Source organism: Streptomyces sp. NPDC051041 (assembly GCF_044456065.1).
Lineage (GTDB): Bacteria > Actinomycetota > Actinomycetes > Streptomycetales > Streptomycetaceae > Streptomyces > Streptomyces glaucus.
On sequence record NZ_JBITFM010000004.1, the window covers coordinates 260839 to 273741 of the forward strand.

The 12903-nt window shown below is 73.7% G+C and carries 10 protein-coding genes and 1 pseudogene; 3 read left to right on the forward strand and 8 right to left on the reverse strand.

Annotation, left to right across the window (positions count from 1 at the left end):
• Positions 1-12: 12 nt before the first annotated feature.
• Positions 13-1271: pseudogene (locus tag ACIBAI_RS09820) on the reverse strand (MFS transporter).
• A gap of 508 nt (positions 1272-1779) precedes the next feature.
• Here ACIBAI_RS09820 and aroQ point away from each other — a divergent pair.
• Positions 1780-2253 (forward strand): type II 3-dehydroquinate dehydratase, encoded by a 474-nt coding sequence (aroQ, locus tag ACIBAI_RS09825; RefSeq protein WP_399032615.1) that lies wholly within the window; start codon positions 1780-1782, stop codon positions 2251-2253.
• 43 nt (positions 2254-2296) lie between these two features.
• On the opposite strand, the gene ACIBAI_RS09830 is transcribed toward aroQ, so the two are convergent.
• The 5 genes from ACIBAI_RS09830 to ACIBAI_RS09850 all read right to left on the reverse strand — a co-directional run bounded on the left by ACIBAI_RS09830 (position 2297) and on the right by ACIBAI_RS09850 (position 6710).
• Positions 2297-3049, reverse strand: a complete 753-nt coding sequence (locus ACIBAI_RS09830) for an amino acid ABC transporter ATP-binding protein (protein WP_399032617.1) — start codon at positions 3047-3049, stop codon at positions 2297-2299.
• Positions 3046-3954, reverse strand: coding sequence for an amino acid ABC transporter permease (locus tag ACIBAI_RS09835; protein ID WP_399032619.1), 909 nt, complete (start codon positions 3952-3954; stop codon positions 3046-3048). The genes ACIBAI_RS09830 and ACIBAI_RS09835 overlap by 4 nt, the downstream gene beginning before the upstream one ends.
• Entirely contained in the window at positions 3951-4835 is an 885-nt protein-coding gene (locus ACIBAI_RS09840) for an ABC transporter substrate-binding protein (protein ID WP_399032621.1), read from the reverse strand. The genes ACIBAI_RS09835 and ACIBAI_RS09840 overlap by 4 nt, the downstream gene beginning before the upstream one ends.
• A 471-nt stretch (positions 4836-5306) precedes the next feature.
• Positions 5307-5963 (reverse strand): MBL fold metallo-hydrolase, encoded by a 657-nt coding sequence (locus ACIBAI_RS09845; RefSeq protein ID WP_344600928.1) that lies wholly within the window; start codon positions 5961-5963, stop codon positions 5307-5309.
• Positions 5964-6023: 60 nt separating this feature from the next.
• Positions 6024-6710 (reverse strand): maleylpyruvate isomerase family mycothiol-dependent enzyme, encoded by a 687-nt coding sequence (locus ACIBAI_RS09850; protein ID WP_399032623.1) that lies wholly within the window; start codon positions 6708-6710, stop codon positions 6024-6026.
• A gap of 224 nt (positions 6711-6934) precedes the next feature.
• On the opposite strand from ACIBAI_RS09850, the gene uvrA reads away from it, so the two are divergent.
• Positions 6935-9949 carry an excinuclease ABC subunit UvrA gene (gene uvrA, locus ACIBAI_RS09855; RefSeq protein ID WP_399032624.1) on the forward strand — a complete coding sequence of 1005 codons (3015 nt, stop codon included), beginning with the start codon at positions 6935-6937 and terminating at the stop codon, positions 9947-9949.
• Positions 9950-10259: 310 nt separating this feature from the next.
• On the opposite strand, the gene ACIBAI_RS09860 is transcribed toward uvrA, so the two are convergent.
• Positions 10260-11171, reverse strand: coding sequence for a carbohydrate kinase (locus ACIBAI_RS09860; RefSeq protein ID WP_399032626.1), 912 nt, complete (start codon positions 11169-11171; stop codon positions 10260-10262).
• The gene (locus ACIBAI_RS09865) at positions 11152-12225 is read right to left on the reverse strand and encodes a LacI family DNA-binding transcriptional regulator (RefSeq protein WP_399032627.1); all 1074 of its coding nucleotides are present in this window, start codon (positions 12223-12225) and stop codon (positions 11152-11154) included. Before ACIBAI_RS09865 ends, ACIBAI_RS09860 begins: the two co-directional genes overlap by 20 nt.
• 180 nt (positions 12226-12405) lie before the next feature.
• Between ACIBAI_RS09865 and ACIBAI_RS09870 the strand changes: the two genes are divergently transcribed.
• Positions 12406-12828 (forward strand): Rieske 2Fe-2S domain-containing protein, encoded by a 423-nt coding sequence (locus ACIBAI_RS09870; protein WP_399032629.1) that lies wholly within the window; start codon positions 12406-12408, stop codon positions 12826-12828.
• Positions 12829-12903: the final 75 nt, after the last annotated feature.

Genomic DNA, 12903 nt, shown 5'->3' on the forward strand with positions numbered 1-12903 from the left:
GGCCCTTCCGGCTCACTCCGTCACCGGCTCCGCCACCACCGCCGGCGCCGGACGCGTCTCCGGAAGCAGCCCAGGCTGGGCAGGGCGACCCCGGTCAGATACGCACCCACCCCCCACGGCACCCGGCCGCCCTGCCCGGCCAGGGCCGTCGCCGCGATCGGGGTGAGCGCGCCGCCGAGGACCCCGGAGGCTGTAACCGACCGCGGCGCCCGTGCAGCGCACCCGGGGTTCGTACAGTTCCGGCAGATAGGCGGCGATCACCGCGAACATCGTGATGAACGCGAGCAGCGCCCCCAGGAAGCCGAGGAACATCAGCAGCGGCGCGCCGGTCGACAGCAGCCCCACCATCGGGAACATCCACCCGGCGGCGGCCGCGCATCCAGCCAGGCACAGCGGCCGGCGCCCGTACCGGTCGCCGAGCAGGGCCGCCAGCGGGGTCAGCGCGCCCTTGACCACCACCGCGGCCGTGATGCAGGCCAGCATCACGCTGCGGCCCACCCCGAGCCGCTCCGTCGCGTACGCCAGGGACCAGGTCGTCACGGCGTAGAAGATCGCGTATCCGGCCGCGAGCGCCCCGGCGGTCCGCAGGACCAGCCGCCAGTGGTCGCGCACCACCTCGGCGATCGGCACGCGCGCGCGGTCGTCGAGTTCGAGGAACCGGGGACTCTGGGCGAGCGGCGAACGCAGCCACAGCCCCAGCACGGCGAGCACGCCCGCCGCCCAGAACGGCACCCGCCACCCCCACTGCGCGAACTGCGCCTCGGACAGCGTCGCCGACAGCGCCAGCATCACCCCGTTGGCGAGCAGAAAGCCCACCGAGGGCCCGACCTGCGGAAAGCTCGACCACAGCGCACGCCGTTCGGCGGGTGCGTGCTCCGCGGCCAGCAGCACGGCCCCGCCCCACTCCCCGCCGAGCCCGAGCCCCTGCGGAAAGCGCAGAGCGACGAGCAGCAGGGGAGCGGCGGCCCCGATCGGCCCGTACGCCGGTACGCAGCCGACCGCGACGGTCGAGACGCCGGTCAGCAGCAGGGAGGCGACGAGGACCGGCCGGCGCCCGCACCGGTCCCCGACGTGCCCGAACAGCACCGAACCGAGCGGCCGCGCCACGAAGCCCACGCCGAACGTGGCGAACGCGGCCAGCGTCCCGCCGGCGGCGAGAACGCCGGGAAGAACAGCGGACCCAGCACCAGCGCCGCCGCGGTCCCGTAGCCGAAGAAGTCGTAGAACTCGATGGCCGTCCCGGCGAGCGAGGCGGCCGCGAGCCGCAGCATCGACGGAGGCCTTACCGTGCGTACCTCGCGCATGCCGCGTCAACTACCCACCGTGACTGCCGGTTATGGGGGCGCGCAGGGGTCGCGCGGGTCAGTGCGTGACGGCGGCGCGCCGGGCGGGACCGGCGGCGCGCACGACACCCCCGCGGGGGACCACCACCTGCGGAGCGGCGCGTCCGAAGCCCACGTGGAGGAGGCGAAGGCGGCATGGAGGCCGGCGGCCCGCTCCCTCGGTGTCCCGCCCGTCCCGCGGGCCGCCGGATCCCGGCCGGCTCCGGACCGGCCTCCTCGCGCAGCCGTTCGAGCCCCGGCTCGCCGGGCGGCGGGAAGACCCCGCAGGCCCCGGGGGAGAGTGCGGCGACGCGGTCGCCGGGCACGGGCTTCGCCGGGCGGACGGGCGTGATCGCGCCGGAGAGGCACGGCCCGCCGCGGTGTCCGCGCAGCGTGATAAACCGGGTCCGAGCAGCGGTCGTCAGCGGACCGCCTTCCCGAACGGACCGGAGGAACCGTGCCCCGCACCCTGGCCAGCGCCCCGATCATGATTCTCAACGGCCCCAACCTGAACCTGCTCGGCCGGCGCCAGCCGGAGATCTACGGGTCCGACACCCTCGCCGACGTCGAGGCCCGGTGCGTCGAGGCGGCGGCCGCGCACGGCGGCACGGTCGACTTCCGGCAGTCCAACCACGAGGGCGAGCTGGTCGACTGGATCCACGAGGCACGGCTCGGGCACTGCGGGATCGTGATCAACCCGGGTGCCTACTCGCACACGTCCGTCGCGATCCTGGACGCGCTCAACGCCTGCGACGGGCTTCCGGTGATCGAGGTCCACATCTCCAACATCCACCGGCGCGAGTCGTTCCGGCACCACTCCTACGTCTCGCTGCGCGCCGACGGCGTCATCGCCGGATGCGGTGTGCAGGGCTATGTGTTCGGCGTGGAGCGGGTCGCCGCACTGGCGGGGGCGGGACAGGCCGACGCGTAGCCCCGGCCGGCGGGCGCACGCTCCCAGCACCGCCCTCCAGGGCTCACAGCCGTCCCGCCTCCACGATCCGCCGCAGGAAGCGCCGCGTCCGCTCCTGCCGCGGGTCGCCGAGTACCCGCTCGGCCGTGCCCCGCTCCAGCACCACGCCCGCGTCCAGGAAACAGACCTGGTCGGCGACCTCGCGGGCGAAGCCCATCTCGTGCGTGGCCAGCACCATGGTCATCCCCTCGTCCTTCAGACCGCGGACGACGGCGAGCACCTCCCCGACGAGTTCGGGGTCCAGGGCGGCGGTGATCTCGTCGAGCAGCAGCAGCCGGGGACGCACGGCCAGGGCGCGCGCGATCGCCACCCGCTGCTGCTGGCCGCCGCTCAGCCGGTCCGGGTACTCGCCCGCCCGGGAGCCGAGCCCGAGCCGTTCCAGCAGCTCCCGGGCGCGCTCCTCGGCCCGAACGCGGGAGAGGCCGTGCACCCGGCGCGGAGCGAGAGTGATGTTCTCCAGGACCGTCATGTGCGGGAACAGGTTGTACGCCTGGAAGACCACGCCGATACGCCGCCGTACCGCGTCCTGGTCGACGCGCGGGCCGGTGATCTCCTCGCCGTCCAGCCAGATCGCCCCGTCGTCGATCTCCTCCAGCAGGTTCGCGCACCGCAGCAACGTGGACTTGCCGGACCCGGAGGCGCCGATCAGCGCGGTCACCGTGTGCGGGGCGACCTCCAGGCCGACGTCCCGCAGCACCACCGTGCCGCCGAAGCTCTTGCGCACGGACTCCATCCGCAGCACCGGTGCCCCGCTCATGCGATCCCTCCCTGTGCCCGCCGGCGGTCCATCCGGGCCGTCACCCAGTCCGTCAGACGGGTCATCGGGATGGTCAGCGCGACGAAGACCAGTCCCGCGACGACGTACGGCGTGTAGTTGAGGCTGCGGCCCACGATGACGTCGGCGGCCCGCACCGCGTCCACCGCGCCGCCGATCGACACGAGCCCGGTGTCCTTCTGCAGCGAGACCAGGTCGTTCAGCAGCGGCGGCACCTGACGCCGCACGGCCTGCGGCAGCACCACGTACCGCAGCGCCTGCCGGTGGGTGAGCCCCAGCGAGCGGGCCGCGGCGCGCTGCGAGGGGTGCACGGACTCGATGCCGGCGCGGAACACCTCGGCCACGTACGCCGAGTACGTCAGCGTCAGCGCCGCACCGCCCAGCAGCACCGGGTCGACGGTCACGCCCTGCAGCCGCAGCGCCGGGACGCCCAGGACCACGATCATCAGGTTGATGATCAGCGGCAGCCCGCGGAAGAAGTCCGTGTACGCGGCGGCCAGCACCCGCAGCGGGAAGAACACCGGGCCGCGCAGCGTGCGGGCGACGGCGATCAGCACGCCGAGGACCAGGACCGAGGCCCCGCAGGCCAGCAGCAGCCGGACGTTCAGCCACAGCCCTTCCAGGACCCGGGGGAACGCCTCGCGCGCGTACCCCGGGTCGAGGAACGTCTCCCTGGTGCGCGGCCAGCCCGGCGCGTTGACGACGACCAGGTAGAGGACGGCGCCGGTGACGAGGGTGGAGAGCGCGGCGACCGCCGTGGCGCGGCGGGCACGGGCGCGCCGGTGGCGCTCGCGGTCGAGCCGCCGCCGCGAGGGGACGTACGCGTCGTCCGCCCCGGGGCCGCCGTCCGCGCCCTCCCGGCCGGAGGCGTCCTTCGCGACCGTCACTTCAGCACCGGGGCGTCGACGGCGTCCGACAGCCACTGCTGCTCGAGCCGCGCGAGCGTGCCGTTCTCCCGCAGGGCGTCCACGGCCCGCGTCACGCAGGCAGTGAGCGCGCTGCCCTTGTCGAGCACCAGCCCGAACTGCTCCGGCGTGTCCCCCTGGTTCTCGAACTGTCCGACGATCCGCGCGTCCGTCACCTCGGCCGCGGTGATGTGGAAGGCGGTGGGCAGGTCGGTCACGATGGCGTCCACCTGGCCGTTTCGCAGCGCGGACTTGGCCTGGTCGTTCTTGCCGTACACGGCCGCCGCCCGCTTCGGCCGCACCACGTCGTCGATGTAGTCGAGGCTGGTGGTGCCGACCTGGGCGCCCAGCTTGACGTCCTTCAGGTCCGCGACGGTCCGCGCCCGCGCGGCCCTGGAGTCCTTCAGCGCGACGACGGCCTGGCGCACGTCGTAGTAGCCGGACGAGAAGTCGACGGCCTTCTTGCGCTCGGCGCTGATGGACACCTGGTTGATGTCGAAGTCGAAGGTCTTCTCGCCGGGCGCGAACGCCTTGGTGAAGGGGACGGTCCGCCAGACGACGGCGCTCCTGTCGTAACCGAGCTGCTTCGCCACGGCGTAGGCGACCGCCGACTCGAAGCCCCTGCCGTTGGACGGGTCGTCGTCCTCGAACCACGGCTCGTACGCGGGCTGGTCGGTGGCGATCGTCAGCTTCCCCGCGGTCCTGGTGGCCGCCTTGCCCTTGGCGCAGACGGTTCCGGCCGGCCCGGAGGGCGCGCCGGACGCCGGCTCCTCCGGCTGCGGGGCACAGCCGGCGGCGGTGGCGAGCAGGACCGAGACGATGACGGCTGCGGCGCGGCGCGGCGCGCGAGGGGCAGGACGCATGGCGGGAGACTCGCAGCCCGCAGTCCGGTCTGTCGAGGCGGTTGTCCGCATGGTGGGAACGGGTGTTGCGGTCTCGTGAACGCCGTTCGCGCGGCCTGCCGGGGCCGCCGGCCGAGGGCGGGGACCGAAGGACCGGCGGCCCGTCCGCCCAGGAGCCGTCCTCCTGCGCGGGGCCGCTTCCAGTGGACCGCGCCGCCACGCGCACCGGGAGCGCGCGTACGGCGCCGGCGCGGGCGAAGCATTCACCCGGGGCGCGTACGCGGGAGCCGGCGTCGTACGTTTGCCCACCGCGCTCGCGCCCCGCGCGGTCGCGCGCCGTGCACGCCGGAGCGCAAGCCCCGCACGGGAGCCCCGGTCCCGCTTCGCGGCGGTCTTCTCGCCGGCCCCGGGGCAGGCCCTGCGCGGGAGTCCCGGCCCCGCACCGCGGCCGCCGCCCCGGACCGGGCCGTACAGCCGGTCCCGCGCCCCGGCTCACCAACCGCGCGCGTGCCACTCCGGAAGATGCGGCCGTTCCGCCCCCAGCGTGGTGTCGTGGCCGTGGCCGGGGTACACCCACGTCTCGTCCGGGAGCACGTCGAAGATCTTCGTCTCGACGTCGTGGATCAGGCTGGCGAACGCCTGCGGGTCCTTGCGGGTGTTGCCCACGCCTCCCGGGAAGAGGCAGTCCCCCGTGAAGACGTGGGGATGCCCGTGGGGGTCGTCGTAGACGAGGACGATCGAGCCCGGCGTGTGCCCAACCAGGTGGCGCGCGGTGAGTTCCACCTGCCCCACCCGGATGGTGTCGCCGTCGTCGACCAGGACGTCGGTCGGCACGGGGATGCCCTCGGCGTCGTGCCGGCCCGCGTAGGTGCGCGCGCGGGTGGCCGCCACGACCTCGGCGAGCGCCTGCCAGTGGTCGGCGTGCCGGTGGGTGGTGACGACGGACGCGATGCCGTCGTCACCGATCGTGCCGAGCAGCGACGCCGCGTCGGCGGCGGCGTCGATCAGCAGCTGCTCGTCCGTGGCCCGGCAGCGCAGGAGGTAGGCGTTGTTGTTCATCGGACCGACCGCGATCTTGGTGATCATCAGGTCCTTGAGCTCGTGCACGTCGGCAGGACCGCCGACCGTCACCTGACCGCTGTACGTCATGGCGGCCAGCTTATAGCGGGGAGCGGTCCGGGGCCGCCCGTCCGCCGCGGCGGGGAGGCGCTACAGCGGGGGCAGTCCGGGCAGCGGGCCGCCCGTCGCCGTCAGCCCGGATCCGTCCCGCCGACCGGCGAGCCAGCCGAGCAGGCAGGCCGGGGACCCGGTGACCGTCACCCGGGGGCCGTTCCCCTCCCGGCCGGTGCTCCAGACGCGGGTGCCGTCGGTGAGGCGGACGGGAGGCACGTCCGGGTGCCCGGTGAACCGCTCGGCGAGGAAGCCGATCTCCCGCTCCGTGAACTCCTCGGGCAGGTCCTCCAGCGCGTACCCCAGCCCGAGGTCGACGTGGTGCAGCTCCACCTCCACCCAGCGCCGGAACGGCACCCGGGACGCCGCGTCGGTGACCCCGTTGCGCAGCCGGACCGTGCGCGACCAGTCGGCCGGCGCGGCCCCCGCCGCCTGGAAGCGGTCCGCGCTCTCGCGCAGATCGGCGAGGTGCACGCGGAAGGGGCGCGGGGCGTCCCGCTCGATGTCGGCCTCCCGGGCCTCTTCGGAGGCGTACATGGGGTGCCCCCGGAGGACGTTCACCAGGGCGTCGGCGTTGCGGGACAGATGGGCCAGCACATGACCGCGGGTCCACCCGGGCAGCCGTGACGGCTCCGTCACAGACACGTCGTCCAGTTCGCCGACAGCGGTCAGCAGCCGCTCCGTCGCGTCGCGTACAGACGCCAGGTCACGCACGTGATCCACCATGGTGCCGACCCTAGACCAGGCCACTCCTTCGGGTGAAGACACCGGCCTCGCCCCGCAAATCGAATGCATGTGCTATAAGGTCGGGGGCGGCGTCGGGCATCCTGGATAGCCGGGGTTTGTTGGCAACTCGTGAATCCGACCGGCGTTGTCAGTGGCTCCCCCTAGTCTGAAGAAGCACGGGGGCCCCGCCCCTGTCACTTCTCTCAAGAAAGGTGCGGACCGGCGTGGCCGACCGTCTCATCGTCCGTGGCGCGCGTGAGCACAATCTGAAGAACGTCTCGCTCGACCTGCCTCGCGACTCGCTCATCGTCTTCACGGGTCTGTCCGGGTCGGGCAAGTCCTCCCTGGCCTTCGACACCATCTTCGCCGAGGGCCAGCGGCGCTACGTGGAGTCGCTCTCCTCGTACGCCCGCCAGTTCCTCGGCCAGATGGACAAGCCGGACGTCGACTTCATCGAGGGCCTGTCCCCGGCGGTCTCCATCGACCAGAAGTCGACCTCGCGCAACCCGCGCTCGACGGTCGGCACGATCACCGAGGTCTACGACTACCTGCGGCTGCTCTTCGCGCGCATCGGCAAGCCGCACTGCCCCGAGTGCGGCCGCCCGATCTCGCGCCAGTCGCCGCAGGCCATCGTCGACAAGGTCCTGGAGCTGCCGGAGGGCAGCCGCTTCCAGGTGCTGTCGCCGCTGGTGCGCGAGCGCAAGGGCGAGTTCGTCGACCTCTTCGCGGACCTCCAGACCAAGGGCTACTCCCGCGCGCGGGTGGACGGCGAGACGATCCAGCTCTCCCACCCGCCCACGCTGAAGAAGCAGGAGAAGCACACCATCGAGGTGGTCGTCGACCGCCTCACGGTGAAGGACTCCGCCAAGCGCCGCCTCACGGACTCCGTGGAGACCGCCCTCGGCCTGTCGGGCGGCATGGTCGTGCTCGACTTCGTCGATCTCCCCGAGGACGACCCCGAGCGCGAGCGCATGTACTCGGAGCACCTGTACTGCCCGTACGACGACCTGTCCTTCGAGGAGCTGGAGCCCCGCTCCTTCTCCTTCAACTCGCCCTTCGGCGCCTGCCCCGACTGCACCGGCATCGGCACGCGCATGGAGGTCGACCCCGAGCTGATCGTCCCCGACCCGGACAAGACCCTCGACGAGGGCGCCATCCACCCCTGGTCGCACGGTCACACCAAGGACTACTTCGGCCGGCTGATCGGCGCCCTCGCGGACGCGCTGGGCTTCCGCACCGACATCCCCTTCGCCGGCCTGCCGCAGCGCGCCAAGAAGGCCCTGCTCCACGGCCACAAGACACAGGTCGAGGTCCGCTACCGCAACCGGTACGGCCGCGAGCGCCGCTACACCACGGCCTTCGAGGGCGCCGTCCCCTTCGTCAAGCGCCGGCACAGCGAGGCCGAGTCCGACGCCAGCCGCGAGCGCTTCGAGGGCTACATGCGCGAGGTGCCCTGCCCCACCTGTCAGGGCACCCGCCTCAAGCCCGTCGTCCTCGCGGTCACCATCGAGGGCAAGTCGATCGCCGAGGTCTCCGCGATGTCGATCAGCGACTGCGCGGAATTCCTGGGCGAGCTGAAGCTCAGCGACCGCGACAAGAAGATCGCCGAGCGCGTGCTGAAGGAGGTCAACGAGCGGCTGCGGTTCCTGGTCGACGTCGGCCTGGACTACCTCTCGCTGAACCGCGCCGCGGGCACGCTCTCCGGCGGCGAGGCCCAGCGCATCCGCCTGGCCACCCAGATCGGCTCCGGGCTCGTGGGCGTGCTGTACGTCCTCGACGAGCCGTCGATCGGTCTGCACCAGCGCGACAACCACCGGCTGATCGAGACCCTGGTCCGGCTGCGCGACATGGGCAACACGCTCATCGTCGTCGAGCACGACGAGGACACCATCAAGACCGCCGACTGGATCGTCGACATCGGCCCCGGCGCCGGCGAGCACGGCGGCAAGGTCGTGCACAGCGGCTCTCTGAAGGAACTGCTCGCCAACCAGGAGTCGCAGACCGGCCAGTACCTGTCCGGCCGGAAGTCCATCCCCGTGCCCGACGCCCGGCGCCCGATCGACCCGTCCCGCCGGCTCACCGTGCACGGCGCCCGCGAGAACAACCTCAGGGACATCGACGTGTCCTTCCCGCTGGGGGTGTTCACCGCGGTCACCGGCGTGTCCGGATCCGGCAAGTCCACGCTGGTCAACGACATCCTGTACACGCACCTGGCGCGCGAGCTGAACGGCGCGCGCAGCGTGCCCGGGCGGCACACGCGGGTGGACGGCGACGACCTCGTCGACAAGGTCGTCCACGTCGACCAGTCGCCCATCGGCCGCACCCCCCGGTCCAACCCGGCGACGTACACCGGCGTCTTCGACCACATCCGCAAGCTGTTCGCCGAGACGACCGAGGCGAAGGTCCGCGGCTACATGCCCGGCCGCTTCTCCTTCAACGTCAAGGGCGGCCGCTGCGAGAACTGCGCGGGCGACGGCACGATCAAGATCGAGATGAACTTCCTCCCGGACGTGTACGTCCCGTGCGAGGTCTGCCACGGCGCCCGGTACAACCGGGAGACCCTGGAGGTCCACTACAAGGGCAAGTCCATCGCCGACGTCCTGAACATGCCGATCGAGGAGGCCATGGACTTCTTCGAGGCGGTCCCGGCGATCTCCCGTCACCTCAGGACGCTCAACGACGTCGGCCTCGGCTACGTCCGGCTCGGCCAGTCCGCGACCACCCTGTCCGGCGGCGAGGCCCAGCGGGTGAAGCTCGCCAGCGAACTGCAGCGCCGCTCCACCGGCCGCACGGTCTACGTCCTCGACGAGCCGACCACCGGTCTGCACTTCGAGGACATCAGCAAGCTGCTGAAGGTGCTGTCCGGACTGGTCGACAAGGGCAACACGGTCATCGTCATCGAGCACAACCTCGACGTGATCAAGACCGCCGACTGGGTCGTCGACATGGGCCCCGAGGGCGGCGCCGGCGGTGGCCTGGTGGTCGCCGAGGGCACGCCCGAGCAGGTCGCCGCGGTGCCGGCCAGCCACACCGGCAAGTTCCTGCGGGAGATCCTCGGCGCCGACCGGGTCAGCGACGCGGCCCCCGTGCAGGCCCCGCGCAGGACGACGGCCAGGAAGACGGTCGCGGCCGCGGCCACCGCGAGGAAGACCGCCACCAAGGCGGTCGACGACACCGCCCCCAAGAAGGCGGCCGGCAAGGCCGCCGCGAAGAAGACGACCCGGGCCCGCAAGGCCTGAGCCGTCCGGCGCCGCGCAGCGGTGCGCCCCGCGGGCACGGTCCGCGGGGCGCACCGCTGCCGCGTACCGGCTCGGCACCGGCTGCCCGCGGGCGTCGAACGCCGCGTCCGGCCGCGGCCCTCACCACGCCACCGGGCGGTCCCGGCGCCCGCATCCGGTCCGGGGCTCCCCGCGCCGGATCCCGGCCGGCCGTCCCGGCCCGGCGCGCCGTCCGCCGCCGACGGGCAGGTCCCGCGCCCGCCGGGCCCGACGGCCGTGGCCGCACCCCGGCGTCCCGCACGGTGAGCGGTCCGCCGCTGCCCGGACGGCCTCAGACGCCGGCCAGTTCGGAGGCGTACGGCGGCTCCGCGCCCGCGCGCGAGCAGGTGACCGCCGCCGCCCGGGCCGCGAACCGCAGCAGCCGCGTCCAGCCCTCGGCGTCCAGGTCCGCGAGGCCGGCCGGGGACAGGGCGCCGTGCTCGGCCAGGCCGTGCAGCAGGGCGGCGTTCACCGTGTCACCGGCGCCGATCGTGTCCACCACGTCGACCTTCTCACCGGGCACCGCGTGCTCGGCGCCGTCCCGGGTGAAGGCGGTCAGCCCGTCGCCGCCCCGGGTGATCACGACGGCCGACGGGCCGGCGGCCAGCCACTCGCGCGGGGTGCCGCCCAGCCACCGGGCGTCCTCCTCGGAGAGCTTGAGCAGCGACACCGACGGCAGCCAGCTCTCGAACCGGGCCCGGTAGGCGTCCGCGTCGGGGATCAGCCCCGGCCGGATGTTCGGGTCGAGCGCGGTGAACAGGCCCTGCGCGGACGCCGTCCGCATCAGCTCCTCGTAGGCGCTCGCGCCCGGCTCCAGGACGAGCGAGCAGGTGCCGAAGGACACCGCCCGGGTGCCGGGCGGCAGGGCGGCGGGCGCCGTGAACAGCCGGTCCGCCGTCCCCTCCACGTAGAAGGAGTACGCGGCCGAGCCGTCCGGGCCGACCGAGGCGACGGCGAGCGTCGTGGGCTCCGCGCCGCGCTGCACCGCGGACACGTCCACCCCGGTCTCCCGCAGCCGGTCCAGCAGGGCCTCGCCGAACGCGTCGTACGACACCCGGGAGCAGAAGGCGGTGGGGGAGCCGAGACGGCCCAGCGCGACCGCCGTGTTGTACGGGCCGCCGCCGAGCGCCGGCGTCAGCGCCGCCAGGGCGCCCGTGCCCTGCGGCACCAGGTCGATCAGTGACTCACCGGCGACGACGATCATGCGACGGTTCCTTTCTCGGCGGCTCGGGCCGCGTCGGCTGGTCGGGGCAGCCGCACGAGGTGCGGTGGACGAAGGTGCAGGGGAGTCGTACGGTCCGGGCGGGCCGGTCCGGTGCGGCCAGGCGCTCCAGGAGCATCCGTACGGCCCGGGCGCCGAGTTCCCTGCCGGGCTGGGCCACCGCGGTGAGCCGGGGCGAGAACAGGTCCGCCCAGGGGAAGTCGTCGAAGCAGCACAGCGCGATGTCGCCGGGGACGGACAGGCCCCGGTCGCGCAGGGCGCGCAGCGCGCCGAGCGTCATCGCGTCGTTGGCGGTGACCAGCGCGGTGGGCGGTACGGCGAGGGACAGCAGGGCGGCGGTGGCCTGTTCGGCACCGGCCGACTCGGAGTCGCCGTGCACCAGGAGCCGCTCGTCGTAGGGCAGCCCGGCCGCCGCCAGACCGTGCCGGTAGCCGGTGATCCGCTCGCGCGTGGTGCTGAGCCCCGGCCGGCCCGCGACCAGGCCGATACGGCGGTGGCCCAGCCCGGCGAGATGCGTGACCAGCCCGGCGGTCGGCCCGGCGCTCTCGGCGCACACCTGGTCGAAGCGCGGGGCGCCGTCCGCCGCGGCGTCGACCAGCCGGTCCAGAAACACGGTCGGTACGGCGTGGCGCCCCAGGTAGGCGAGGAGTCCGCGCGGGTCGGCGGAGGGCGCGACGATCATGCCGTCCACACGGCGCTCGTGCAGCAGCCGGACGGCCCTGCGCTCGTGTCCGGGATCGTCGTGCGGATCGGCGATGAGCAGGCTGTAGCCGTGCTCCAGCGCGCCGGCCTCCACGCCCTGGAGGATCTCGGTGAAGTACGGGTTGCTGATCGTCGACACCGCGAGCCCGATGGACCGGGTGCGGGAGGTCACCAGGGAACGGGCGAGGGTGTTCGGGGTGTAGCCGAGTTCCTCGACGGCGTCCAGGACCGCCTGACGGGTGTGGGGCAGTACCGGCCGTGTGCCGTTCAGCACATGCGAGACGGTCGCCACGGAGACCCCGGCGCTCCGCGCGACGTCGGCCATGGTGGCCATCCCGCCCTCCCTTCCGCCGTCCGGCCGGACGGTACCGCACCCCGGAGGCCGGCGTAAACGCTTGCGCAAGCGTTTACGCCCTCCTTCCGCCCGCACTTGCGTCTCTCCGCCCCGCCGCCCCCACCCGTGCCCCCGCCCGGTATCGTGCCGCCCGCACACCCCCTGACCAGTGGAGACACCATGCCCGGCCGTCCCTCCCCGAGCCGTCGTACCCTCCTGCGGGGAGCGGCGCTCACCCCCGTCGCCGCACTCGGCCCGGCCGCGTGCGCGCCGGGCGGCGGCCCGGCGCCCACGACACCGACCGCGCCCGTGGAGCTCGGCGCCCCGGGCGAGGTGCCCGAGGGCGGAGCCGCGCTGTACCGGGACCACGACGTGGTGGTCAGCCGGGCCGCCGACGGCTCGCTGAAGGCGTACAGCACGATCTGCACGCACGCGGGGTGCCCGATCGGCAAGCTGGAGGGGACCCGGCTCGTCTGCTTCTGCCACGGCAGCGAGTTCGACGCCACGACCGGCGAGGTGCTGCGCTCCCCGGCCACCGTGCCGCTGCCGGAGCTGCCGGTGCGGGAGGAGAACGGCGCGATCGTCGTGCGGCCCGACGCCTGAACCGCCGGCGGGCCGCGGCCGGACGGCCGGCGCCGTCCGGCCGGGACCGGCCCGGCCGGACCGCTGCCGGGGAGG

Bases quoted from the DNA above. Each gene is read 5' to 3' on its own strand.
- ACIBAI_RS09860 (WP_399032626.1), bottom strand. From the start codon at position 11,171: ATGATCGTCGTCGCCGGTGAGTCACTGATCGACCTGGTGCCGCAGGGC.
- ACIBAI_RS09870 (WP_399032629.1), top strand. From the start codon at position 12,406: ATGCCCGGCCGTCCCTCCCCGAGCCGTCGTACCCTCCTGCGGGGAGCG.
- ACIBAI_RS09850 (WP_399032623.1), bottom strand. From the start codon at position 6,710: ATGGTGGATCACGTGCGTGACCTGGCGTCTGTACGCGACGCGACGGAG.
- ACIBAI_RS09830 (WP_399032617.1), bottom strand. From the start codon at position 3,049: ATGAGCGGGGCACCGGTGCTGCGGATGGAGTCCGTGCGCAAGAGCTTC.
- ACIBAI_RS09865 (WP_399032627.1), bottom strand. From the start codon at position 12,225: ATGGCCACCATGGCCGACGTCGCGCGGAGCGCCGGGGTCTCCGTGGCG.
- ACIBAI_RS09840 (WP_399032621.1), bottom strand. From the start codon at position 4,835: ATGCGTCCTGCCCCTCGCGCGCCGCGCCGCGCCGCAGCCGTCATCGTC.
- ACIBAI_RS09845 (WP_344600928.1), bottom strand. From the start codon at position 5,963: ATGACGTACAGCGGTCAGGTGACGGTCGGCGGTCCTGCCGACGTGCAC.